The sequence below is a fragment of the Chryseobacterium capnotolerans genome (genome assembly GCF_021278965.1).
In the GTDB taxonomy this organism is placed as follows: Bacteria; Bacteroidota; Bacteroidia; order Flavobacteriales; family Weeksellaceae; genus Chryseobacterium; species Chryseobacterium capnotolerans.
This window is the reverse complement of record NZ_CP065589.1, coordinates 4,764,931-4,787,405: the sequence shown is the minus strand read 5'-3', so window position 1 is coordinate 4,787,405 and position 22,475 is coordinate 4,764,931. Positions and strand designations below refer to the sequence as shown.

The 22,475-nt window shown below is 36.6% G+C and carries 22 protein-coding genes; 10 read left to right on the top strand and 12 right to left on the bottom strand.

What is annotated here, in order from left to right; genetic code table 11:
* Positions 1-438: 438 nt before the first annotated feature.
* A complete protein-coding gene (locus H5J24_RS22900; RefSeq protein WP_068941000.1) occupies positions 439-1,308 on the top strand; it encodes an ATP-grasp domain-containing protein in 870 nt (289 codons plus the stop codon).
* Between the two features lie 63 nt (positions 1,309-1,371).
* Here H5J24_RS22900 and H5J24_RS22895 read toward each other — a convergent pair whose 3' ends face one another.
* The 3 genes from H5J24_RS22895 to H5J24_RS22885 form a co-directional block, all read right to left on the bottom strand.
* The gene (locus tag H5J24_RS22895; protein WP_068940998.1) at positions 1,372-1,833 is read right to left on the bottom strand and encodes a hypothetical protein; all 462 of its coding nucleotides are present in this window, start codon (positions 1,831-1,833) and stop codon (positions 1,372-1,374) included.
* Positions 1,834-2,050: 217 nt separating this feature from the next.
* On the bottom strand, positions 2,051-2,551 hold the full coding sequence (locus H5J24_RS22890) for a hypothetical protein (protein WP_232815896.1): 501 nt from the start codon (positions 2,549-2,551) through the stop codon (positions 2,051-2,053).
* Positions 2,552-2,603: 52 nt separating this feature from the next.
* On the bottom strand, positions 2,604-2,876 hold the full coding sequence (locus H5J24_RS22885; protein ID WP_232815895.1) for a universal stress protein: 273 nt from the start codon (positions 2,874-2,876) through the stop codon (positions 2,604-2,606).
* A 229-nt stretch (positions 2,877-3,105) separates the two neighbouring features.
* On the opposite strand from H5J24_RS22885, the gene H5J24_RS22880 reads away from it, so the two are divergent.
* A complete protein-coding gene (locus H5J24_RS22880; RefSeq protein WP_068940987.1) occupies positions 3,106-4,224 on the top strand; it encodes a sensor histidine kinase in 1,119 nt (372 codons plus the stop codon).
* Positions 4,221-4,985, top strand: coding sequence for a LytR/AlgR family response regulator transcription factor (locus tag H5J24_RS22875; protein WP_068940985.1), 765 nt, complete (start codon positions 4,221-4,223; stop codon positions 4,983-4,985). The genes H5J24_RS22880 and H5J24_RS22875 overlap by 4 nt, the downstream gene beginning before the upstream one ends.
* Positions 4,986-5,220: 235 nt before the next feature.
* Here the strand turns inward: H5J24_RS22875 and H5J24_RS22870 are convergent, their stop codons facing one another.
* Entirely contained in the window at positions 5,221-5,811 is a 591-nt protein-coding gene (locus H5J24_RS22870; protein WP_068940983.1) for a porin family protein, read from the bottom strand.
* Between the two features lie 305 nt (positions 5,812-6,116).
* Here H5J24_RS22870 and H5J24_RS22865 point away from each other — a divergent pair, with 305 nt between their 5' ends.
* From H5J24_RS22865 to H5J24_RS22835, 7 genes are all read left to right on the top strand, one after another.
* Positions 6,117-7,235, top strand: a complete 1,119-nt coding sequence (locus H5J24_RS22865; RefSeq protein WP_068940981.1) for an efflux RND transporter periplasmic adaptor subunit — start codon at positions 6,117-6,119, stop codon at positions 7,233-7,235.
* Between the two features lie 29 nt (positions 7,236-7,264).
* On the top strand, positions 7,265-10,423 hold the full coding sequence (locus tag H5J24_RS22860; RefSeq protein WP_068940979.1) for an efflux RND transporter permease subunit: 3,159 nt from the start codon (positions 7,265-7,267) through the stop codon (positions 10,421-10,423).
* Complete coding sequence (locus H5J24_RS22855) at positions 10,410-11,825, top strand: efflux transporter outer membrane subunit (RefSeq protein WP_068940977.1); 1,416 nt, start codon at positions 10,410-10,412, stop codon at positions 11,823-11,825. Before H5J24_RS22860 ends, H5J24_RS22855 begins: the two co-directional genes overlap by 14 nt.
* Positions 11,826-12,108: 283 nt before the next feature.
* A complete protein-coding gene (locus tag H5J24_RS22850) occupies positions 12,109-12,684 on the top strand; it encodes a DUF4840 domain-containing protein (RefSeq protein WP_068940974.1) in 576 nt (191 codons plus the stop codon).
* Positions 12,685-12,778: 94 nt separating this feature from the next.
* The gene (locus H5J24_RS22845; RefSeq protein WP_068940972.1) at positions 12,779-13,345 is read left to right on the top strand and encodes an RNA polymerase sigma factor; all 567 of its coding nucleotides are present in this window, start codon (positions 12,779-12,781) and stop codon (positions 13,343-13,345) included.
* A 39-nt stretch (positions 13,346-13,384) separates the two neighbouring features.
* Positions 13,385-14,740 (top strand): outer membrane beta-barrel protein, encoded by a 1,356-nt coding sequence (locus H5J24_RS22840; protein WP_232815894.1) that lies wholly within the window; start codon positions 13,385-13,387, stop codon positions 14,738-14,740.
* A 44-nt stretch (positions 14,741-14,784) separates the two neighbouring features.
* Positions 14,785-15,747 carry a T9SS type A sorting domain-containing protein gene (locus tag H5J24_RS22835; protein WP_068940968.1) on the top strand — a complete coding sequence of 321 codons (963 nt, stop codon included), beginning with the start codon at positions 14,785-14,787 and terminating at the stop codon, positions 15,745-15,747.
* A gap of 153 nt (positions 15,748-15,900) precedes the next feature.
* On the opposite strand, the gene H5J24_RS22830 is transcribed toward H5J24_RS22835, so the two are convergent.
* The 8 genes from H5J24_RS22830 to H5J24_RS22800 all read right to left on the bottom strand — a co-directional run bounded on the left by H5J24_RS22830 (position 15,901) and on the right by H5J24_RS22800 (position 22,457).
* Positions 15,901-16,308, bottom strand: a complete 408-nt coding sequence (locus H5J24_RS22830; RefSeq protein WP_232815893.1) for a Crp/Fnr family transcriptional regulator — start codon at positions 16,306-16,308, stop codon at positions 15,901-15,903.
* Positions 16,229-16,567, bottom strand: coding sequence for a universal stress protein (locus tag H5J24_RS22825; RefSeq protein WP_232815892.1), 339 nt, complete (start codon positions 16,565-16,567; stop codon positions 16,229-16,231). The genes H5J24_RS22830 and H5J24_RS22825 overlap by 80 nt, the downstream gene beginning before the upstream one ends.
* Positions 16,568-16,740: 173 nt before the next feature.
* Positions 16,741-17,502: a siderophore-interacting protein gene (locus tag H5J24_RS22820; RefSeq protein ID WP_068940962.1), complete on the bottom strand. Its 762-nt coding sequence runs from the start codon at positions 17,500-17,502 to the stop codon at positions 16,741-16,743.
* Between the two features lie 12 nt (positions 17,503-17,514).
* A complete protein-coding gene (locus H5J24_RS26290; protein ID WP_390881144.1) occupies positions 17,515-17,676 on the bottom strand; it encodes a 3,4-dihydroxy-2-butanone-4-phosphate synthase in 162 nt (53 codons plus the stop codon).
* Positions 17,657-17,890, bottom strand: coding sequence for a 3,4-dihydroxy-2-butanone-4-phosphate synthase (locus tag H5J24_RS26285; RefSeq protein WP_068940960.1), 234 nt, complete (start codon positions 17,888-17,890; stop codon positions 17,657-17,659). The genes H5J24_RS26290 and H5J24_RS26285 overlap by 20 nt, the downstream gene beginning before the upstream one ends.
* A gap of 223 nt (positions 17,891-18,113) precedes the next feature.
* Positions 18,114-19,655 carry a Na+/H+ antiporter gene (locus H5J24_RS22810; RefSeq protein WP_232815891.1) on the bottom strand — a complete coding sequence of 514 codons (1,542 nt, stop codon included), beginning with the start codon at positions 19,653-19,655 and terminating at the stop codon, positions 18,114-18,116.
* Positions 19,656-19,924: 269 nt separating this feature from the next.
* A complete protein-coding gene (locus tag H5J24_RS22805; RefSeq protein WP_167386961.1) occupies positions 19,925-20,764 on the bottom strand; it encodes an aspartyl protease family protein in 840 nt (279 codons plus the stop codon).
* A 22-nt stretch (positions 20,765-20,786) separates the two neighbouring features.
* On the bottom strand, positions 20,787-22,457 hold the full coding sequence (locus tag H5J24_RS22800; RefSeq protein WP_068940956.1) for an ABC transporter ATP-binding protein: 1,671 nt from the start codon (positions 22,455-22,457) through the stop codon (positions 20,787-20,789).
* Between the last annotated feature and the right edge of the window lie 18 nt (positions 22,458-22,475).

Sequence of the window (22,475 nt, the reverse complement as noted above, 5' to 3'; positions counted from 1 at the left end):
TTATAAAAAAAATAGTAGATAAAAGTATTAAGCCAATGCTATATGGTGATGATATTATCAAAAAGCCCTATGGGAATATTTATCATTTTAATTCTAAGAAATATATTTTAACTGGAGACTTTAAATATGCATTAATGGGAGGGAGGTTCATTTCTTGTTGAAAAAGCAGAAGGTAGAGTTGTTAATCTTGTAACTTTAGGTGAATTGGAAGATCAGTTAGAAGCATATAAAAATAATGCATTGGGACCATGTATGACAAATTATTGGTACCCAGACGAAGATAGATTTGATTATAAGTAATTAAACTATGCTATAAAAAATTGTAAGTCCATGAACCCTAAATTAACTGTATCCCAATAAAATCCCAAGATCTGTATCTACAACTATCTCCCTATTCTTCGCAACTTTACGATAAGATAAAATCATAATAACAGAAGCATGAAAATCACAGTAGTAGGCTATAAAAAAGAAGCGAGACTTTCACAGGGAGTGGCGAATGATGAAGATACAGAACTCATCAGCTTTTTAAAAGATAAAGGATTGGATGTAATCCCAACCATTTGGAACGATGAAAACGTAGATTGGAGCAGTTTTGATGTCGCGGTTATTAAATCTCCCTGGGATTATCATAATCACTTGAATGAATTCCTGAATTGGCTTGATCATCTTGAACAGCTGGGAGTTAAAGTTTTAAATCCTGTAGAAATCATCAAGTGGAATTCTGATAAGCATTACCTGAAAGATATTGCCGATAAGCAGCTTCCGGTCATCGCTTCAGAATATGTGGAAAAAGGATCTTCTTTTAGTCATCAGTTCTTTGATCTTTTTAATGCAGATAAACTTGTAGTGAAGCCTTGTGTGAGTGCTGGTGCACAGAATACAGTAACAATAAGCAGAGATAATTTTGATGAACGTTCTAAAGAGATAGACCAATTTCTGAAAGAGCAGGATTATATGGTACAGCCTTTTGTAGAAGAAATCAAAAACGGGGAATGGTCATTCCTGTTTTTCAACGGAAAATACAGTCATTGTTCATTAAAAATACCTAAACAGGGAGATTTCAGGGTACAGCATTATCATGGTGGAAGCATCAGCTTTCCCACGCCGAATCCATTGCATATAGAGCAGGCCGCGGTGTATTTAAAAAGCTTACCTCAATCTACACTGTATGCGAGAGTAGATGGTGTATTAATCAATAATTCATTTCATTTAATGGAACTGGAGCTTATTGAACCCTATTTATTTCTCAATGGCAGCAATGAGTTACAAGAAAACTATTATCAGGCATTAATAACTCAGCTTTCCTGATAGTTTTTATATTATTATATTAAGGATGGCCTTCTACGTCGACAGCGTAGAAGGCTTTTTTAGTTATTTTATAACCTCATATTTTGAAACCGGAATAATTGCTGTATTTTCTGGTGGATCAGTCGTATTGGAGAAAGTTAGTCCTTGTGGGTTGGCTTTCAGTATAAATCCTCCGTCTGAAAAGCTTCCGTCAGGATTATTATTTTCTATCCTATATACAATATTTCCAGACGTCAACTCTTCATTCATCTCACATTTAATTTCCTTAATCTTATAATTGGTGACCTTTTTATCTTGTTTATTGGGCATTTGAATAGTCGTTCTGATAGAGGAATTTGCCGGATCGATAATAATTTCAGTTTGAACAGGCTGTTCATAATGATCGAAGGTTAATATAATTTTATCAGAAGTAAGTTTCAGCTTTTGCAGGCATTGTTTACTGATCTTTTGTGCAGTCAAAGGAATGCTTCCGATGAACAGCAGACAGATAGTAGGGAGTCTGTAATAAAAAGAATTAGATTTCATAATACTTTGTTTTACAATAAAAGTACAATTTATATCAAAATAAAAGTGGTCGTTTTAATCCGGATGTGATCTTTCTATTTGATTTGCAGAGAGTATGGGGTAGAAATCAAAATAAGACCGAAGAAAGCTCCGGTCTTATTAAACAAGATTAAGTGTAAAATTTAACCTTAAAAGGCAAAAAAGGATAATTCAAATGTTGATTTTTATTGATTGAGCCTTAATCTATGTTTAGGGGGATTGATAGTAATGGAACTTTATTTTTATAGGCCATGATGGCTGTTTTACTTCGATGGAAAAGAGATTCCACAAGATTATACCGATAAGGAACCATCGTCAGCAGATCTGCATTAGCTAGTTTTACTTCTTCCTCAATCGCTTTGGTGATTTCAATAGACTGAATCATCTTAAAGCTGTATTTAATATCATCTAGGTCATAGCCGGAATTCAGATCAATGTCATGAATAACCTCCGTAAAATCTTCTACACGCTCACCTACATTAAATACCTCAATCTCAGCATTGAACTCATTAATAAAAGAATAAATGTCATTCATTGCAGACCATGTTATGGATTTATGGGTATCATAGGCAAAGAGAACTTTTCGAATGCCTGTATACTCTATATGCCCCGGAATAATTAATATCGGCTTTTTAATCCTGTGAATAGCCTTGATGACATTATTTCCCAAAAGTCTTTGCTCAAGAGTCTTTTCTGCCATTCCCATCACGATAAAGTCAGCATTAGTAGTCTGTATACTGTTGTTAAGTTCCTCAATGAAGCTCCCCAGAAGCCAGGTGGTATGCTGTTTTTATAGCATATAAACTACCGATTTCCGAAGCTTTATCTGTAAGTTTCTTTTGGTTTTTAAGGGTCTGTTCATAGAAAAAATCAGCAGAAGCCTGAGCATTCAGAGCATGAATAGAAACGCTTTGCAGATTGAACAGAATAATATGATATTGGTTTTCTCTTGCCATAGAAGCCGCATAATGAATTGCATTTTCAGCTTCCTGGGAAAAATCTGTGCAGACAATTATTGTTTTCATTGTACCGGTTTTAATACTACAAAATTAGAGAAGAGATGGAAGCGATGTATTAAAAATATTGTGATGTTGTATAAAATGATGATGAAATGTATTTTTCAGGTGATGAAACGTCATCTTCATTTGAACTCGTCTATTTTACGTTTCAGGTATGGTTTTGGCGGTCTCGTTGAAAATAGAGAAAACTCTTCTGAAATCTATTTTTATATTTACATTCACAAAGTCCCGGATAATGAATAGGATTGCAACCATCAGAAAAAATTTAAGACGAAGTAAAAAGTTCCTTTCCACAATGAAAAGGAGGCTGGTAATCTGGGCTGTAGCGGTGATTGCTTTTTGTGGCTTCTCTTATCTGATTGATCCATTTGATCCGGTTTGGCAGGAATATTTGAACACTCCGCTAAAGATGATTATTGAAGACGCTTCATGGGTGTTTCTTTTTTCAGTTATCATATCGGAGGTAAGTATCCTTATTGATGCGTCGCTCAATAAACTGCTTCCCTGGAAAGACAGAACGATCAAGCGATTGTTGATACAGGGATTTCTTCAGATTGTAGGTAGTGTCCTGATTGTGATGATCATTAATGCCATTGTAGACTGTACCTCAGACAACTTACCTGAAATGGACTCCCGGAAAGAATATACCTTATTAGGACAATGGGTAGCCACAAATATTGTAATATCTCTTATTATAAGTGGTTTTAATACGGTAGATTACCTGCTTCAAAACTGGAAAAGAACTGCTGTGGAAGCAGCGCAGCATAAATTAAGAGCTTCTAAGCATAAGCAAGCAGCTATGGCCGCTGAACTTCAGGCCCTTAAACTGCAGATAGATCCACATTTTATCTTTAATAACCTAAGTGTACTTTCAGAGCTTATTCTGGAAGATCAGCAGCTGGGATATGAGTATTCAGAAAAATTTGCCCGGGTATATCGATATCTGCTGGTCAATTCCAAGAAAGATATCATTGCTGTAGAAGAAGAATTGAAGTTTCTGGACTCTTATATTTTTCTGATTGAAAAAAGAATTGGGGAAGGTGTTGTATTTAAAATTGATATCCAGGAAGAGTACAGATCCATGTACACGCTTCCATTATCTCTGCAATTGTTGGTAGAAAACGCAATCAAGCATAACCAGACCTCAAAGGCTAATCCATTGGAAATTCATGTGTATACAAACTCGGAAAAAGAGCTGGTGGTTGCCAATACCTTTTTACCGTTACTCAATAAGCCGGATTCTTCAGGAGTGGGGCTTACCAATATTATTGCCAGATATGAGATTCTGGGCTATACAAAACCGATTATAGAAAAAACAGAAGATAAATTTATTGTAAAACTCCCGTTGATATGAAGATTAATAAAATTTTAATAGTCGAGGATGAAAGACCTAATGCAGACCGGTTAAAAAGGCTATTGCTAAAGCTAAGACCACACATTGAAATTCTTTCCGTAGAAGATTCAATAACTTCTACGGTGAATTGGCTGGAAAATAATGTCGTTCCGGATATCATTATGATGGATATTCGTCTGGCAGATGGTCTAAGCTTTGAAATTTTTAATAAACATGAAGTTAAAAGTGCTGTGATTTTTACAACAGCATATGATGAATATGCAGTACAGGCCTTCAAATATAACAGTGTAGACTACCTTCTGAAACCCATAGAAGAAGAAGAACTGGACGCCGCATTAAAACGGTATGAAACCTTTATGGAAGCGGTTCCTGTTGTAGGATCAGCCATTGAAGGGTTGCTCAATTATATCCAGCCTAAAGACTACAGAAAACGATTTCTTATCGTTCATCGTGACGGATATAAAACCGTATTGTCAGAAGACATTTTATACTTTTACACGGAATTGGGAATCAGTAAAGCTATGCTGAATACCGGAGTTGTAGAAAATATTCCACAAACACTTGAAGAACTTGAGAAACAATTGGATCCAAAGTTTTTCTTCCGTGCTAACAGGCAGTTTATCATTCACATAGATTCTGTAAAACAGATCTTTAATCATTTCAACGGAAAGCTCAAACTGGAATTGAGAAAACAGCCTGAAATGGAGGTGATCGTAAGTCGTGAAAAGGCTTCCATTTTCAAGTCCTGGATGGATTATTAGTGAGAGGAAGCTGGAGGCTGGAAGAGGGAAGTTCTTGAATGGATAAGACAAATGAAGATCATTTTTAATTAATGCTTTTTAGAAAGGCTTTAAAATCCTTTTATACCTGTCAGAAGTTGTATGCACTATAGTAACTTCCTGCCTCCCTCTTCCAGCTTCCAACTCTCTCATTACAAAATCCCCTCACGAATTGCTCATGAAGGGACCATATGAAGAAAAAGCTATAAATTAAAGATTATAAAGGAATAGCATATCCCAGAGAGATCGCAAAACCTCTGTTTTTCACATCTACCCCTTTCTCATCAGAGATATTATTTAATCCTAAATTATATCTGCCATCTATAATCACTTTTCCTGGCCCGGCAGGAATGGCTGCTCCGGCACCCATCTGCATTCCAAAATCTATTGATTTGGTTTTACCATATGCTGCTTTCATTTTATCATTTTTTCCCATAAGAAACCCAATAGAAGGACCTGCATTTACATACAATGGACCGAAACTGTATTTTGCTAATACCGGAATTTCTAAATAATTAAAATTGTACGTTTCGCTTCCAATGCTATTTTTAAACTTTGTTCCTTTGCTTATGAAATTAACCTCGGGCTGCACAGAAAAGTTTTTGATACCTGTTTGAATATTTACCCCTAAGCCAGCTTGAAAGGACGTCTTTGATTTCTCACCATTCACATTTTTAATGGATTGATTGGCAATATTGATTCCGGCTTTTGGAATTAGCTCTATTCCTGATTCCTTTTTCGGTGTGGTAGTTTGAGCCTGTACTCCTAATCCTAATACGATCGCTGTGATTGCTAAAAACTTTTTCATTTAATAAAAATTTAAATTATTGACTTATTTTTTGATGTTTTGATACTGCGAAATTAGAAGAGGAAATAGCCTGATCTTAGAATTTTAAAAGCGAAACGTATAAATTAAAACCCCAACCGTATTTTTGAAATACTAAAGCGAAAAAGCCCTTTTTTACCGATCTGAATCACCGAAATACCCCCTTTTCTTTTCATTTTTGGTATGATACGTTTCATCTGCGATTAACTACGCTTCACCAGATTTTTGCACATATATCCTTATTATATGAACTTATTTTGCTGTTGTAAAATTTAAAAACAAATGTTATGAACTATAGAAAAGGATACCTGGCACTTTCACTTATGGCTGCCGCAGTACTGTACTCTTGCGGATCAGGAAATGCTCAGGAAAATGCACAGCAGATGCAGGCCCTTCCTACCGATTTCATCCAGGTGAAATCAGGAAATGAAGACGTCACGACGGGATATCCGGGAAGCATGGAAGGACAGGATAATGTGGAAATAAAAGCACAGGTGACAGGATATCTGGAAGCGGTATACATCAAAGAAGGACAGTTTGTTAGCAAAGGCCAAATATTGTTCAGAATTAATCCATCAGTATATAATGAGCAGGTGAATACCAATGAAGCAGCATTAAAGTCTGCCTTGGCAGCCCAGGAAACCGCAAGACTGGAAGTTGAAAAACTAAAACCTCTTGTAGAAGGAAAAGTAGTTTCTGATATGCAGTTGAAAACCGCACAAGCAAGTCTTAAAGCAGCATCAGCACAGGTGGCTCAGGCACAATCTTCCTTAGGTTCTTCAAAGATCAATGCTAATTTTACCTACATTAAAGCTCCTGTGAGTGGCTATATAGGAAGAATCCCGAACAGGGTAGGAAACCTCATCAGTCCGTCTGATTCTTCACCATTAACAACACTTTCTAATATAAGCAGTGTAAATGTTTACTTCTCTATGAATGAAGCTGACTTTATTGCCCATAGCAGGGCCGCAGCTTCAGGGGAAAATACTGAAAACGTAGAACTTATTTTAGCAGATGGCTCTAAGTATGGCTTCAAAGGTAGATTGGAAAACGCCAGTGGAAACTTTGATAGAAATACCGGAAGTATTCAGATGAAAGCAGTTTTCCAGAATCCGGATAAATTATTAAGATCAGGAGGAACAGGAAGGGTGTTGATCCACAATGCATTAGATGGTGTAGTAAAGCTTCCGAAAACTTCTGTAAAAGATATTCAGGATAGATTCTTTGTCTATAAACTTGAAGGAAAAGATAAAGTGAAAATGACGCAGATTGAAGTATCAGGAAGTACTTCTCAGGATTACTTTGTGAAGAATGGAGTGAATGCAGGAGACAAGATCGCTATCAACAGGATAGATGCCCTTACAGATGGAGCGCTGGTTGTGGCTAAAGTAGCTCCTTCGAAATAATTTTATAATCATTCTTAGAAAATTCGAAAATGTTAAAAAAGATAATAGACCGTCCGGTACTGGCGACGGTAATATCCCTTATCATTGTCATTTTAGGGATCATAGGATTAAACCAGCTGGCAGTGACCCGGTTCCCGGATATTTCTCCGCCTACTATTACGGTTTCCGGATCCTACCCGGGAGGAAATAGCGAAACGGTGATTCGTTCCGTAGTAACGCCGCTGGAAGAGCAAATCAACGGGGTGGAAGACATGAGTTACATGAAATCCACGGCAAGTAATGACGGGACATTTACCATCTCAGTGATATTTAAACAGGGAGTAAATGCCGATCAGGCTGCGGTGAATGTACAGAACAGAGTACAGCAGGCCACACCAATATTGCCTCAGGAAGTGATAAGAATGGGTCTTACCACTTCAAAACAGCAGAACAGTATGGTTTTGATTTTCAATATCTATACTGAAGATAATAAGCAATATGATGAAACCTTTCTTCAGAACTATGCTAATATCAACCTTATTCCACAGGTAAAAAGGGTAAAAGGGGTTGGACAGGCACAGATCTTCGGAATTAAAGATTATTCCATGAGAATCTGGCTGAATCCTCAGAAAATGGCCTCTTATGGATTGGAACCTTCTGATGTTTCCAACGCGATTGCTGACCACAGTTTAGAATCTGCTCCCGGTAAATTAGGAGAAGAATCTAATGCTGCATTAGAATATGTAATCCGATATAAAGGGAAAAAGAACAAGCCTGAACAATACGAAAATATAGTCGTTAAAAATGACGGAGCCAATGTGATCAGGCTTAAAGATGTTGCCAGAATAGAATTTGGATCCATCAATAACAGCGGCGATAACCTTTCTAATGGTAAAAATGCGGTTACTGTGGCCATTATGCAGACTACAGGATCCAATGCCAATGAAATTGAAATAGGAGTCAATAAAGCGATTGATCAGCTTTCAAAATCTTTCCCTCCAGGGATCAAATACACTAAAGTGATGAGTACCAAGGAAAGATTGGATGAAGCGACAGGACAGGTGAAATCTACTCTGATAGAAGCATTTATCCTTGTATTTATTGTAGTGTTTATCTTCTTACAGGATTTCAGATCTACCATTATTCCGGCCATTGCAGTTCCGGTAGCGATTATTGGTACTTTCTTCTTCCTTTTAGTATTAGGATTTACCATTAATGTACTGACGCTATTTGCCCTTGTATTGGCAATCGGTATTGTCGTGGATGATGCCATTGTAGTAGTGGAAGCAGTTCACAGTAATATGGAGGGTACAAATCTTTCAGGGAGAGATGCAACGCACAAAGCGATGGGTGAAATTACAGGAGCTGTTATTTCCATTACATTGGTGATGTCTGCGGTGTTTATTCCGATTGGGTTTATGTCAGGTTCTGCAGGATTATTCTATAAGCAGTTTGCCTATACATTAGCCATTGCGATTATCATTTCTGCAGTAAATGCTCTTACTTTAACACCAGCTTTATGTGCGGTATTTTTGAAAAATCACCATGCAGAAGAAGGCGGAAAGAAAAAAGGATTCGGACAGAGATTTGCCGTTGCCTTTAATGCAGGGTTCAATAATATGACGGAACGGTATGCGAAAGGAGTAAGATTTTTAATTGGACGTAAATGGATTGCAGCGGGATTGGTAGCCGGAATTGTAGGGCTTTCAGCATGGCTGATGACCAGTACAACCAAGAGCTTTGTTCCGATGGAAGATGACGGATTCTTCATCTATTCATTAAGTATGCCTCCAGGAACCGGATTAACTAAAACCACAGAAGTTTCCAATAAGATCAATGCGATCTTAAAAACAGTAGATGCTGTTCAGGAAAATACATCCATTACAGGATTTAACCTGTTAAGCAACAGTGCCGGACCGGCCTATGCAATGGGATTTGTGAAACTAAAACCTAAGAAAGAAAGAGGAGCGGTTCAGGATATTGACGAGATCATGAATATGGTTAACGGAAAGCTGTCTGTGATCAAAGAAGGAAGTGTAATGAGTTTCAGAATGCCTCCGGTAGAAGGATATGGAGTAACAAATGACGCTGAGATTGTCCTTCAGGACCGTATGGCCAGAGATCCACAGGTTCTTAAAGCAAAAGCAGATGATGTGATTGGGCAGTTGATGCAGGTTCCGGAAGTGGCGTATGCCTATACCATGTTCAGAGCAGATTATCCACAGCTGGAGCTTGAAGTGAATGAAGATAAAGCCAAGCAGTTAGGGGTTAGTATTTCCAATTTATTAAACTCTATACAGACCTATTTCTCAGGAGATCAGTCTCAGAATTTCTCGAGATTCGGAAAATTCTACAGAGTGAATATTAAAGCAGACGGTGTTTTCAGAATGGATGAGCAGGCGTTCAATGATATTTTTGTGAAAAATAATAAAGGAGAAATGGTTCCCGCCAATACCCTAATCACTTTAAAAAAAGTATATGGTCCGGAATCTGTTCAGCGATATAATCTTTATAATTCATTGAACATTAATGTGGTACCAAAACCGGGAATCAGTAACGGAGCCTTAATGGATAAAATTGAGCCAACCTTAAATAAGCTTCCTTCTGACTATAGTTATGAATGGACAGGATTAAGCCTGGAAGAAAAATCAGCAGGAAGCCAAACCGTTGTGATCCTTGGATTATGTTTACTGTTCGTGTATCTGCTTCTTGCAGCACAATATGAAAGTTATATTCTTCCATTGGCGGTCATGCTTTCCATTCCAACGGGAATTGTAGGAGCATTCTTAGGAATCAAAGCAATTGGGCTGGATAACAATATCTATGTACAGGTAGGATTGATTATGCTTATCGGTCTTTTGGCGAAAAACGCGATCCTTATTGTAGAATTCGCGGTCCAGAGGCGAAAATCAGGACTTTCTATTCTGGATTCGGCACTGGAAGGAGCAAAGGCGAGATTGCGTCCGATCATTATGACCTCATTAGCCTTTATTGTAGGGATGATTCCGCTGATGATTTCTACAGGAGGAATGGCTTCAGGAAATAAATCCATCAGTGTAAGTGCTGCCATAGGAATGTTGAGTGGAGTTGTATTAGGAGTATTCGTAATTCCTGTTCTGTATATGTTCTTCCAATATCTGGATGAGAAATTTTCATCCAAAAAGAAGTATCCTGTAATCCAAAATCAATTGACAAATGAGAATATTTAATATAAAGAATTTCCTTATTTCAGGCGCAATGGCATCAATACTGGTGTCCTGCGCCGTGGGGAAACCTTATGCAAGAACAGATCTTCAGATGCCGGAAATTTACAAAGAATCTGTGCAGGTAACAGGAGATACCGTAGTGCTTCCATGGAAGACGTTCTTTAAGGATCCTAAGCTGATCGGCTTAATAGACAAAGCACTGGCTAGGAATAATGAAGTAAATGTTGCACTGAAAAATATAGAACAGCTTGATTTGATGTACAAGCAAGCTAAGTTATCCCTTCTTCCAACACTCGATCTTAGTGCCGGAGCAAACAGAAGCTGGGCTTCCAAAAATACGCTTAACGGATCATTGAATGAGCAGTTTGTAGGAACCACCCATATGGATGACTTCAGTGCCAATCTGAGACTTTCATGGGAAGTTGATATCTGGGGGAAAGCGAAGATGCAGAAAGAATCGGCAGCAGCAGAATACTTTGCCCAGAAAGAAAATTTAAATGCTGTAAAAAGCAGAATCATTGTTCAGGTAGCCCAGGCTTATTATAATTTGATAAGTTTAGATGAGCAGATGAAAATTGCAGAACAGAATATTGAGCTAAGCAATAATACTCTTAAAATGATGGATCTTCAGTTTAAGGCAGGGCAGATCAATTCATTGGCGGTACAGCAGTCGGAAGCACAGAAGAAAACGGCTGAACTCCTGATTCCTCTGGCCAAGCAGAATATATCCATTCAGGAAAATGCTTTGAGTATCCTTTGTGGTGAATATCCGGCGAAGATTGAAAGATCTGGAGACCTGAAAATGATGATTCCAGGAAATAAACTTTCAGAAGGACTTCCGGCACAGTTGTTAAGCCGAAGACCGGATCTTAAGATGGCGGAGTTCAATGTTATCAGTCTGAATTCAAAAACAGGATTGGCAAAAGCGGCGATGTATCCAAGTATCAGCCTGAGTCCGCAGATTGGAGTAAATTCAAATAAATTCAGTTCATGGTTTGATGTTCCGGGTTCTATTACTAAAGCAGTGGCAGCAAACCTGGCGGCACCTATTTTTCAGAAGAAACAATTGAAAACAGCTTATGAAACGGCATTAATTGAGCAGGAAAAAGCAGCAATCAATTTTAAACAGTCGGTGATGACAGCGGTTGGTGAAGTTTCTGATGCCATGGCTAAAACTCAAGGGACTTCTGAGAGGCTGCAGCTTTTAGAGCAGAGAACCGCCATTCTTGATAAAGGAATTGGGGATGCTTTGAAACTGTATAAAAGTGGAATGGCAACTTATCTTGAGGTGATTACAGCCCAGAATAATAAGCTTCAGAATGATCTGGAAGCAATCAACGTAACGTTGGAAAGATTAAATGCTGAGGTAGATCTATATCGTGCACTAGGTGGAGGTATAGAGTAGATGCAGATGAAAAGAGAAGAAAGGAAGTTATATAATGTAGCTTCCTTTTTTTGTTATATACGTAAATGCTTGATTAAATATCTATATGATGGCCTTATAAATTTCAGAACAATAATCATTTTTATTGAAGAAAAATTATTTGGATTAAAATTTTAGTTCATTAAATCAATGAGTTATGAGAATTTTTTATTTTTTTTTGAATAATGCATGCAAGATTTTCGGAAAATGAGATTTATATCAATGAGTACTCAAAATAATTAATGTTTAATGAAAAAATAATGCAATGAAAAAATTTACAGTATCTCAATTTTTAACAGCTATTCTAATTGTATTAACAGGGGTTACTTTGTATTCGTGTAGTGTGGACAGTCCGGAAATTATCCCGGTAAAACTGGAAGATATAAATGGAAATTATAAAGGAAGACTCATTACTATACAGGGAGAAAGCAAAACGGAAAAAATAAAGAATTTTAAAGCAAAAAAAGATACGATTATGTTTTCAGAATTTCCAGTGGAAGAGATTGTGAAAACAGTAGTAAAAGACCCGGTAAAAGCAGAAGAGGCTATTAAAGCATTAGGAAAGGTAAAGTATGAAATTAAATATACCGCTTCTATCAATACAGTGAACAATGTAATCGAGCTATCTCTAGCTCCCAAACCTATGGAGCTGCTGATTCCTGTAGATGGGAAGACTAAAAAGACAGAAGTGACATTGAATGCTAAGCAGAAAGGGTTTTATGTAGGGATGGATGGTTCATTGCGATTTGCTTTGACTGCTGAGAAAATTACCGTAGACGGTACAGTACTTGCCCCTTATGAAGCGATTAATTATAATTTTCCGTTCTGTGTAAAATATTAATTAATGGTTATTACTATAAATAGATTGTATTTATACGATGCAATCTATTTTTGCTTTAAAATTTTAATCAATATATCGTATACTGGAGCAGTACATGGGAGAAAGTAAAGAACAGATTTTGGTAAACCGCCTTCTGGAGAAGGAGGAAGCCGCCTGGAAAGAGCTTTTTGGAGCTTATTCAGGGAATCTGACCTATGTGTGTTCACGATATATTGCAGAAAAAGAAGATGTGCATGATGTACTTCAGAATAGTTTTGTTAAGATGTTTCGTTCTATAGAAGCATTTGAATACAGGGGAGAAGGCTCTCTTAGAGCATGGATTACCCGTATTACAGTAAATGAGTCTCTGAAGTATATCAGGCAGAAGGGAGACTTTAAGTCTTCCGTTGAAGTAGAAGATCTGCCCGATCTTCCGAATGAAGAAGAACCTGATTTTGAGGAGATCCCGAAAGAAGATATTATGAGATTAATTCAGTCTCTTCCAGATGGGTATAGAACTGTTTTTAACTTATATGTCTTCGAAAAGAAAAGTCATAAGGAAATTGCATCACTGCTGGGTATTGGAGAAAATTCTTCAGCATCACAGTTTCATCGTGCAAAAGGGCTGCTGGTTCAGAAAATAAAGGAATTTAAAATGTCAAAAAAAGCACAGTATGAATAACGAATGGCTCGATAACCTGCAGAAGCAGAATGGAGAACCATGAAGATGAGGTTCCGGGAAGGATTGTGGGATGACATCAGGGATGAATTATTCTCAGGAGGCAGGGAAAATAAACCTATTACGGGCTTTATTCCTTCAATTGATACTGAAAATAGAGAAGAAAAGGTAAAAGATATAAATGCGGGAAGCAAATCCTGGTTGTACCGTATTGGTGGTATTGCTGCGGCGGCTGTTTTGATCTTTATGATGATGAAAATAGTGCCGGAAGAGAATCAGAATAAGCATTCACAGAATCCGTTAGATTTTAACAAAAATACAGATACAAATCTGCCTTTGAACAATATAGAACAAGAAAAGAGTGGAAAGATTTGGAAAAACTCAAAGGCAGATATTTCTTTAGAACAGAATGATTTTAATACAATAGGTCATTTTGCTAAAAATATAAAACAGGCAAAGTCTGAAAAGACAGGGGGAAAAGAATCCGGAAATGATGAAAAAGTTCAGGATGTTATGCAAGCAGATCAATTAGAGCAGCCGATCTTGATTCCAGATGAAAGTAAAACCAAAGAAAAGCCTTTGGTGAATGATAAAGTAAAGAATGAAGAAGGGGAGAAGAAAGTAAATGAAGTGGAACAAGAGCTGCCGGAAAAATATGCGGATAATACTAAGACGAAGCATATAAAGTCTAAATCGGAAAAGAAATGGATGCTAAGTATGCTTACGGGGAATGCCTCTTCCAATTCTGCAGAACAACAATTCCATGGTTACGCGTCTGTGAGTGGCAAGCCGTTGAATTTTGAACAGGTATGGAGCGCTTCCGAATATATAAATGATCCTCTGACGCAAATATTATTAGCTAATCAAAGTAAGCCGGTAGAAGCAAGGATCAGGCATAAAGTACCGGTAACATTTGGACTGTCGGTATACTATAATCTAGGCAAAAGATGGGGCGTAGGAACAGGAATAAATTATACAAAACTTGCTTCTGAGCTTCATTCAGGAAGTGATGATAATTATATTAAAGGAGAGCAGAAGGTTCACTATGTCGGAATTCCTGTTCAGGTTAACTATAATGTTATACAGAAAGGAAGATTTACAGGATATATTACAGGAGGAGCTTTGGTAGAAAAGCCCATATCAGGAAGTATTACAACGAGTTATGTAGTAAATGATGAAGTAAAAGAAATTTCAGAGGAAAAATTGGATCATAAACCACTGTCGTTTTCAGTAAATACGGCAGTAGGACTTCAGATGAAGTTGGTCAATAGGTTAGGGGTTTATGCGGAACCGGGAATTGGATATCATTTTAAGGATGAAAACTCTCCTAACACGATTTATAAGGAAAACCCCCTGCATTTTAATGTAAAATTCGGGATCAGATTGTTGATTGATTAATGCTGATGACTTTACAATAGAAATCAACTTAAATGTCAATATATATGAAAACAAAACTGATTTTTTTAACATTTTTATTGTTTAGCCTTCTGAATATAAAAGCGCAGTGTAATCCTGTCATTACCAGCCCAAGATTAGGGGCAATGTTCGCAGATAAGATCCTGTTCTGTGAAAATGAAGATGAAATACTGTCCACTACAGAAACTTATTCTACTTATCAGTGGTATAAACAGGAATGGACCTGGCAAAGCCCTAATAATAATCCTTGGGAAGCAATTCCAGGGGCTACCTCACAACAATTGACCATTAATGGAAATGACCAGTTGTATTATTTTAAGGTAGCCGTTACACAAGGTGATTGTGCCGCGGAAAGTGGTGCAGTGATGGCAGATGGATATGTGTATGGCTTACCTGCGATGATGTCCACTTTTGTTCCGGGAACTTATGAGATTGTAGATGGTGGAATAGTGCATGTATGCAATGAGGCTCCAGTGAAGTTTGATAATGTATTTCCCGTAGTATATGGTCCTCATACATGGTTCAAATGTGTTCCGACAACTACGGCTCCTTTTACCGGGGATCCTTGCGTGATTCCTAATGTGACGGGAGATACCTATACTGCTTCTGAACCAGGAGAATATGGTTTCTATGCCTGTACGGAATATTGTCCTACTCAGTGCCAAATGTTAGACCCCTTTGCTTTCGTAAAACTAGAGTATAGTAATTGGAAGTTTTGTGGAAACTTAGGAACAGGAGAAGTGAAGCATAAAGAAAATACATTAAATATCTACCCGAATCCTACGGCACAATTCCTTTATATCGGAAAAGAATCTGAGGAGTATAAAGAAGTTACTATTATGGATATGTCCGGAAAACTGGTTCTTCAGAAAAAGGACCATCAATACAAACAAGGTATTGATGTAAGCCATTTAGTTCCCGGAAATTATATCATCGTTTCCAAAAGCACCAAAGGAGAGGTCTATAGAAATAAATTTATAAAGAAATAAAGGATTAAATAATCTTTTCGTTAGTTTTTAATAGTGGTTAAATCGGCACAATCTGTTTTGTGCCGATTTTATTTTGTAACATTTTATATTGATATACAAAACCAGACCCAATGATGAGTCTGGTAAAAAAATAAAGATGTTAGTTGGTTATTTTTATTTGTAGAGTCTTCCTTTCAGTCTGCTTAAAGATTCCTGCGAAATGCCCAGATAATTGGCCACCATTCTGTTAGAAAGCCTTTGTACTACGGCTGGATTCTGTTCCAGAAGCTGTTTATATCTTTCCGTGGCATCCATGGTTAAAAAGCTCATCAGATGCCGGGTATTATTCACATAAGCGTTTTCCAGATAGTAGATGTAAAACTTTTCCCAACCCGGAACCCTGCTTAAAAGGCTTTGAAAATCTCTGAAATAAATATAAAGAAGCTCAGAACTTTCCAACGCCTGAATATACTCTTCAGAGCCTTCACCGGTAATATAAGATTTAGTGTTTTTCGTGGTTGTAGGGAAGGACCAATACCGGAGTAGTAGAGTGGCGGATGATGTATTCTGCGGTACTGCCACTGATGAGATGATCTAATCCGGTTCTTCCATGGGTGCCTACAATTAATAGGTCTGCACTGTTGTCAGCCATAAACTGAATGATTTGTTCCTGCGGATCACCATTAAGAATTGTCGTTGAATGTTCTACCAAACTAAATTTTTCGGTAACCTGTTTAATTTTAGCCATTTGCTTTTCCATCGAGTCATCATCTTCTATCGAAGTATTGGCTAGTGAGGCATTCAGAATAGCTGTATTATTCCTTACGAGTAGCAGCTTCACTGTAGCATTTAAAAAAACGGCCAGTTCAAAGCCCCAGGAAGCAATTCGTGGAGAAAAATACTTTCATCCAGGGCGATGACAATAGATTGAATGTTCATAGTTTATATTTAAATCGTGTTGCAAAATTCCATTATCGAATGAATAAAAACTTTGACGTGGGTTAAAAAACGATCCTATGATGATTGTTTTTTATGTAATCCAGCTTGGTCTTCCGATTCACCAGCCTTCCAGTAAGATACAGCATGCAGAGCGCGGGAATCAAGAGTTGCATCAGCTTTGAAATAATCACGAAGTTCTTTTACCGTAGAATATTCCGCAGCGACATACACATATTTTCTTTGCTCATCTTCAGGAAATTTAAACTGTTTGGCCGCTTCTGCAAGTTGGCTTCCTTTTTCCGGTGTCGGATTGTAAAGCCATTCAATATCTACATTGGCTGCAGAGCAGGAAAGTATTTCATCGTCTTTTCCGAATGTTTCCATCAATACTTTAACATTTACTCCTTCAGGCAGCTGTTCTACAATTGCGCAGATAACAGGTAGGGCAGTGGCATCACCTACCAACAGATAAGCATCTGCTTCAGGAACTAAAGGTCTTGTACTTTCTTTCATTCCTATGCCTAAAAAATCTCCTTCCTGTACGTTTAACGCCCATGCTGATGCAGGTCCGTTGTCCCCGTGTGCTACAAAATCAATGCTCAGTTCTCTGTTTTCAAGATGAATTTTTCGGTTGGTATAGGTTCTTACAATTCCCTGTGTATCTGTTTCATCTGCAGGGATAAATATCTTGTTATTTGAACCAGATTTTACATTAGTGAGCATTTCTGCCTGATTGTCATTAATATTGAAAGTAACCCTGATAAAATGGGGGGTAATATACTCTTTATGTTTCACATGAAACACTGAGCGTATTTTTTTTGTTTCGGTTGAATTCATTGTGGTTAAATTTTATTGTAAAACATTTTCTGCTAATAAGTTATCCGAAGTGTGCATTTGTCTGTATTCGATGATATCTTGTATGGATAAAACCATTAAATCATGCTTTAATGCAAATACTACAATCTGTGGAAACCTGGACATGGTTCCGTCATCATTCATCAGCTTTTTCATGGGTAAGACAAAGGCAGACTACACCGCTGCAATACCGGATCATCTGGATCATATCTTCTTCATTCATGTGTTCTGCGGAGAAAATAAGATCACCTTCATTCTCTCTGTCTTCATTGTCAATTAGCAAAACACCTTTGCCAACTTGTAGGTCTTCTATTGCATTTTCAACTCTTGTTTTGGAATCTGCGCCAAATATTTTTAACATATTTTCCATAAGTAAATATTTAAATTGTATATAAGAACCAATGACTATCTGTCTGTTGTTAGTGCTGTAATAGCCAGGTATTCGTATTTCTTATCCTGTATTTAAAATTGGTAATGCAAAGTTGGACATGCCGGAAATGAAAAACTTTGACTTAGGTTAAAAAAGGAAGATCAAACCTGATTTTTATATCCTAATGTTTCCATTTCATGATAAACGGTGGTTGCCCAAAAATCTAATTCCCACTCTTTTTGCGGATCACTTCAAGTGAATATTCACCTTTGTAATAATTTTTAATAAGTTCCTTCCGTTGAAATTCTATAAGCTGAAGTTCAATATTGAAATAGGCTTTTCTCCATTCTATACAGTCTATAGGCTCAGTTGTGCCGGTTTGGTAGAGTTCGGTTTCTTCTTTCTTTAATTTTTCGATCATTCCTGACACGATGCCTTCAGTGATGGAAGGCTCTCTTTTTTTATTCTCCAGAAAGGAAAGTGATTGATCGATTAAGAGAATATTCAGTTCTTTTTCATTCTTTTCTTCTTCTTCAGCCGGCTTTATAAGCTTTATCAGGTGAGGCAGCGTAAAACCTTGAATGAGTAAAGTGAAAATGATGACCACAAATGTTATAAAGAGAATGGTGCTTCTTTGAGGAATTACAGTACCATCATTATCCTGCAAAGGCAGGGCTAATGCAGCAGCTAAGGAAACAACACCTCTCATTCCGGACCACGATAAAATGATATATTCTTTTTTGGCCTGTGAAAAGAATCTAGTCTCTTTTTTGACTTTATTTCCTGAAAATAAAGGAAATGTAAAAATGATAAACAGTCTTATAACGATAAGTATTCCAAAAATAAGAAGACCATACAGGATTAAAACTGGCAGTTCAGAATGAGGAATGTCTGCAATGATCTGTGGAAGCTGCATTCCCAGGATCAGAAAAACCAAACCATTCAGAACAAAGACAATAACATCCCAGAAGTGGCTCATCTGTATTCTGCTGTTAGCACTGAAAAGTGAAAAGGAATTCCATGACAGAAACATTCCTAAAACGACAACAGCAAGAACTCCGGAGCATTCCAAATGTTCAGCCATACTGTATGTGGCAAATGGTAATAAAATAATGACAAAGGTTTCTGCATTGCTGTTTCCGTTCAGAAACCTATGAAGTTTCAGGAATAGATATCCTATAACCAGCCCAACGATAATTCCTCCTAAACTGATGGTTACAAACTGAAATCCTGGTTTCCAGAAAGAAAAAACGCCGCTTACAATGGCTATTAATGCACATTTATAAGCAATTAAGGCTGATGCATCATTCAAAAGGCTTTCTCCCTCAAGAATGGTAACCAGTTTTTTGGGTAATGGAAGTCCTTTGGTTATACTGGTAGCTGCTACAGCATCAGGAGGTGAAATGATTGCCCCTAAAATAAAAGCTAACGGCCATGAAAAACCGGGAATGATACTGTGGGCAATGATGGCAATGATAGTTGTTGTCAGAAAAACCAATCCTACAGCCAATAGTGATATTTTGGAAAATTCTTTTTTGAATTCCGGAATAGATGTATTCCAGGCTGCATCAAATAAAATGGGTGGTAAAACAACATAAAAGATCATCTCCGGGCTCATGTCTATAGATGGAACCAGCCTTGTAAGGCTTAATATAAGCCCTGCTGATAAAAGTAAAAGCGGAAGTGCTAATTTGAGCCTTTCTTTTACTGAAATAATGACGATGAGAATGATAGAGATCCATATAATGTTTTCAAGTTCTGCCATAAGTTTCTTTATTGTACGGCAAAATTATTGTGCTGACAAAAGCAAAACTTTGATCTGGATCAAAAAACGAAGAATCTGAGAAAATATGATTTTAGGGAAAGTATAAAAGTTTAATAATCATTTGTTTATTGGTGATGTTGTACATGGCTTAGGGTTGTTGTAATTTAATTTTCATCCTCATCATTTCAACATCTCTTTTATTAAACAATATGTCATAAGAAAATAGAAACTTCCTTATGACATTATATAATGATGTTGAATGGGTGTAATTATTCGAGAATATATATTTTCTTATTTTTTATACTGATAACAATTTTATTACCTAACCAATTGATGCTTGTTTTACCCTCATAGATTAAATTTTCTACAAACATCACATTCTGGTCTTTTAAAGTAGCGTATTCATTTGAAATTTGGGAAATGCTGCCTTTGTAGATTTTTGTTTTCACAGATTTATTGAATTCACTTTCTTTTTCAATAATCTGCATATTTTTGGTGTCGAGGTTAAGGGTGGAGATTAATTTATCACTGAACCAGAAGGAGTTATTGCCTGCTCCGGAGTCTAGTAATACTTTTATTTTGTATTTATTATTTAAGGTGACATAGGTAAAGATATCTAATGTATCATCCTGTTGTGTAGAAAGGAAAATATCAATTGATTTTGAATAAGATTGGGGAGCCTTGTCAGAAAAACTTATTTCCTGAGCTTTGAAGTCAATCACAAGATCTTGTTTTTCAAATGTTTTTAATGAAATCAATCCGTCAATTCCGGGTATTTTCATATCTACAGTTGAGAAAGGGATATTTTTAAAGCTATTTTTTCCTAAGATGGTTTCCTTGCTTGTAAAAAGAGGAATATCAATACGCTCTCCGGTTGCTCTGAAGCCTGTGAAGAAATTATAAGAAGATGGTTTTTGAGAGAATTTAGCTGCAAAATCATTAAAAAAAAGATTGATTCCAGCTCCGGTATCCAGTATGAAATTTCCTTCTATCCCTTCTATTTTTGCGGGAACAATAATGTGGCCCGAAGGTAAGGTTTTGAATGGTACATTTTGAGAAAATGCCTGAGTAGTCATTGATAATAAAAATGCAAAAAGTATCTTTTTCATAATCTTATAATTTAATTTGGGTTTATATTGCTTCTGAGAGCACATCTTGCTGCTCAATATTTCCTTTATCTAATTTAAAAATGTGATCTGCCAATTCAAGAGTTTCTAATCTGTGAGAAACAATAATAATGATAGATCCGGGGAAAAGGAGACGAATGGTTTTAATAATTTCATTCTCCAGTTTTGCATCCAATGATGCTGTAGATTCATCAAATATAAATACAGATGGAGATCTGTTAATTGCTCTTGCAATAGATAGGCGCTGTTTCTGTCCGTCTGAAAATGTTCCACCACTGAAAGAAATGAGGCTGTCTGGTCCTTTTTCCAATTTTTTTATAGCATCTTCCAGCTGAACATATTTTATGATTTCATCAAGCTCAAATCTGCTATTATCAGTTCCATACTGGATATTATTGCGTATGGTATCATGAAATAATTGGTTTTCTTTTTCTATCAGGCAATATTCATTCTGCCAATACGTATTTTCTTTGATATTTTCATTGTTGATTAATATCTGACCTTCCGTTGGCTCTGCAAAACCACATAACAAATTAATGATAGATGATTTTCCACTTCCGCTCTTTCCACTCAGGATATAGGTTTTTCCATAGTCGAAAGATAAGTTTATTTCTTTTAAAATATCTGTTCCGGCATGATTAATAGATATGTTTTGAAAGATAATTTCATGAATACTTTGTCTCTCAGGCTCTAATGATTCATTTACTGTTTTTTTTGTTTCATCAAAATACTCTGAGACCCTTTTCATTGAAATAAGTGATTTCGAGAATTGATTATGAGTAGATACAATCTCAACAGTAGGAGTAAACAGTCTGTTAAGGTATTGTATGAAGGCAATAAGAGCTCCTACACTCATCGTATTTTGAAAAACCTGATATCCACCATAAGATAACACTAAGACAGGGGCTAAGGACATGAGCAGGGAAGATGCACCGGTGTTGAGACCGCTTACAAATGTACCTCTTGAATGTTTTCCAACGAGATCACTATGCTGTTTTTTGATATTAAGCATTTCAAAATGGTTGGTTCCATAGCTTTTAATCACTCTGATATTCTTTATTCTTTCTACAAGATAATTATTGAGATGTCCTTCCAAATGTTGTATTCCTTTAAAATTCTTTTTTATATGAGGGGCAAAAGCCTTAATCACCAGAACAACGGCAGGAAGAAGGATGAGACTTAATAATGTAAGTTTGTAATCCAGTATAAAAAGCATTATGACTACTCCGATCAGAATAATGATGTTTTTTATTGATCTGATCAGTAATGAAGAAATTGTCAGCTGGATATTATCCACATCATTCATCAGGGTAAATACCAATTCTCCAACTTTTGAGTTCTTAAAGAAAGATACATCTTTATTTAAAATATTGGCAAAAGCTTCTTCCCGGATGTCTGAAGAGATCTTCTTGCTTACAGTAGTAGACATTACATCAGAAATCAAAGAGAAAATGACCTGAAGAACATATATTCCTACCAATACTCCTATCAATATCACAAGGTCCTGATAACTTCCCTTAGGAAATACATCATCAATGATGACTTTCAGCATATAGGGTGTTACCAATGTCCCAGCACTTGAAATAATCATCAAAACAAAAAGAATAATTTCTTCTTTAACGTAAGGGTTGATATATTTTAAAAACCTTTTTAGCAGTTCTTTTTGTGAATTCATATTAATTTATATTTTGAT

What these genes read in the sequence shown, in the direction of transcription:
- H5J24_RS22820 (WP_068940962.1), bottom strand. Translation starts at nt 17,502, where the DNA reads ATGAATTCAACCGAAACAAAAAAAATACGCTCAGTGTTTCATGTGAAA.
- H5J24_RS22875 (WP_068940985.1), top strand. Translation starts at nt 4,221, where the DNA reads ATGAAGATTAATAAAATTTTAATAGTCGAGGATGAAAGACCTAATGCA.
- H5J24_RS22860 (WP_068940979.1), top strand. Translation starts at nt 7,265, where the DNA reads ATGTTAAAAAAGATAATAGACCGTCCGGTACTGGCGACGGTAATATCC.
- H5J24_RS26285 (WP_068940960.1), bottom strand. Translation starts at nt 17,890, where the DNA reads ATGGAAAATATGTTAAAAATATTTGGCGCAGATTCCAAAACAAGAGTT.
- H5J24_RS22865 (WP_068940981.1), top strand. Translation starts at nt 6,117, where the DNA reads ATGAACTATAGAAAAGGATACCTGGCACTTTCACTTATGGCTGCCGCA.
- H5J24_RS22895 (WP_068940998.1), bottom strand. Translation starts at nt 1,833, where the DNA reads ATGAAATCTAATTCTTTTTATTACAGACTCCCTACTATCTGTCTGCTG.
- H5J24_RS22805 (WP_167386961.1), bottom strand. Translation starts at nt 20,764, where the DNA reads ATGAAAAAGATACTTTTTGCATTTTTATTATCAATGACTACTCAGGCA.
- H5J24_RS22810 (WP_232815891.1), bottom strand. Translation starts at nt 19,655, where the DNA reads ATGGCAGAACTTGAAAACATTATATGGATCTCTATCATTCTCATCGTC.
- H5J24_RS22900 (WP_068941000.1), top strand. Translation starts at nt 439, where the DNA reads ATGAAAATCACAGTAGTAGGCTATAAAAAAGAAGCGAGACTTTCACAG.
- H5J24_RS26290 (WP_390881144.1), bottom strand. Translation starts at nt 17,676, where the DNA reads ATGAAAAAGCTGATGAATGATGACGGAACCATGTCCAGGTTTCCACAG.
- H5J24_RS22835 (WP_068940968.1), top strand. Translation starts at nt 14,785, where the DNA reads ATGAAAACAAAACTGATTTTTTTAACATTTTTATTGTTTAGCCTTCTG.
- H5J24_RS22840 (WP_232815894.1), top strand. Translation starts at nt 13,385, where the DNA reads ATGAAGATGAGGTTCCGGGAAGGATTGTGGGATGACATCAGGGATGAA.
- H5J24_RS22870 (WP_068940983.1), bottom strand. Translation starts at nt 5,811, where the DNA reads ATGAAAAAGTTTTTAGCAATCACAGCGATCGTATTAGGATTAGGAGTA.
- H5J24_RS22845 (WP_068940972.1), top strand. Translation starts at nt 12,779, where the DNA reads ATGGGAGAAAGTAAAGAACAGATTTTGGTAAACCGCCTTCTGGAGAAG.
- H5J24_RS22850 (WP_068940974.1), top strand. Translation starts at nt 12,109, where the DNA reads ATGAAAAAATTTACAGTATCTCAATTTTTAACAGCTATTCTAATTGTA.
- H5J24_RS22800 (WP_068940956.1), bottom strand. Translation starts at nt 22,457, where the DNA reads ATGAATTCACAAAAAGAACTGCTAAAAAGGTTTTTAAAATATATCAAC.
- H5J24_RS22890 (WP_232815896.1), bottom strand. Translation starts at nt 2,551, where the DNA reads ATGGCAGAAAAGACTCTTGAGCAAAGACTTTTGGGAAATAATGTCATC.
- H5J24_RS22880 (WP_068940987.1), top strand. Translation starts at nt 3,106, where the DNA reads ATGAATAGGATTGCAACCATCAGAAAAAATTTAAGACGAAGTAAAAAG.
- H5J24_RS22885 (WP_232815895.1), bottom strand. Translation starts at nt 2,876, where the DNA reads ATGAAAACAATAATTGTCTGCACAGATTTTTCCCAGGAAGCTGAAAAT.
- H5J24_RS22855 (WP_068940977.1), top strand. Translation starts at nt 10,410, where the DNA reads ATGAGAATATTTAATATAAAGAATTTCCTTATTTCAGGCGCAATGGCA.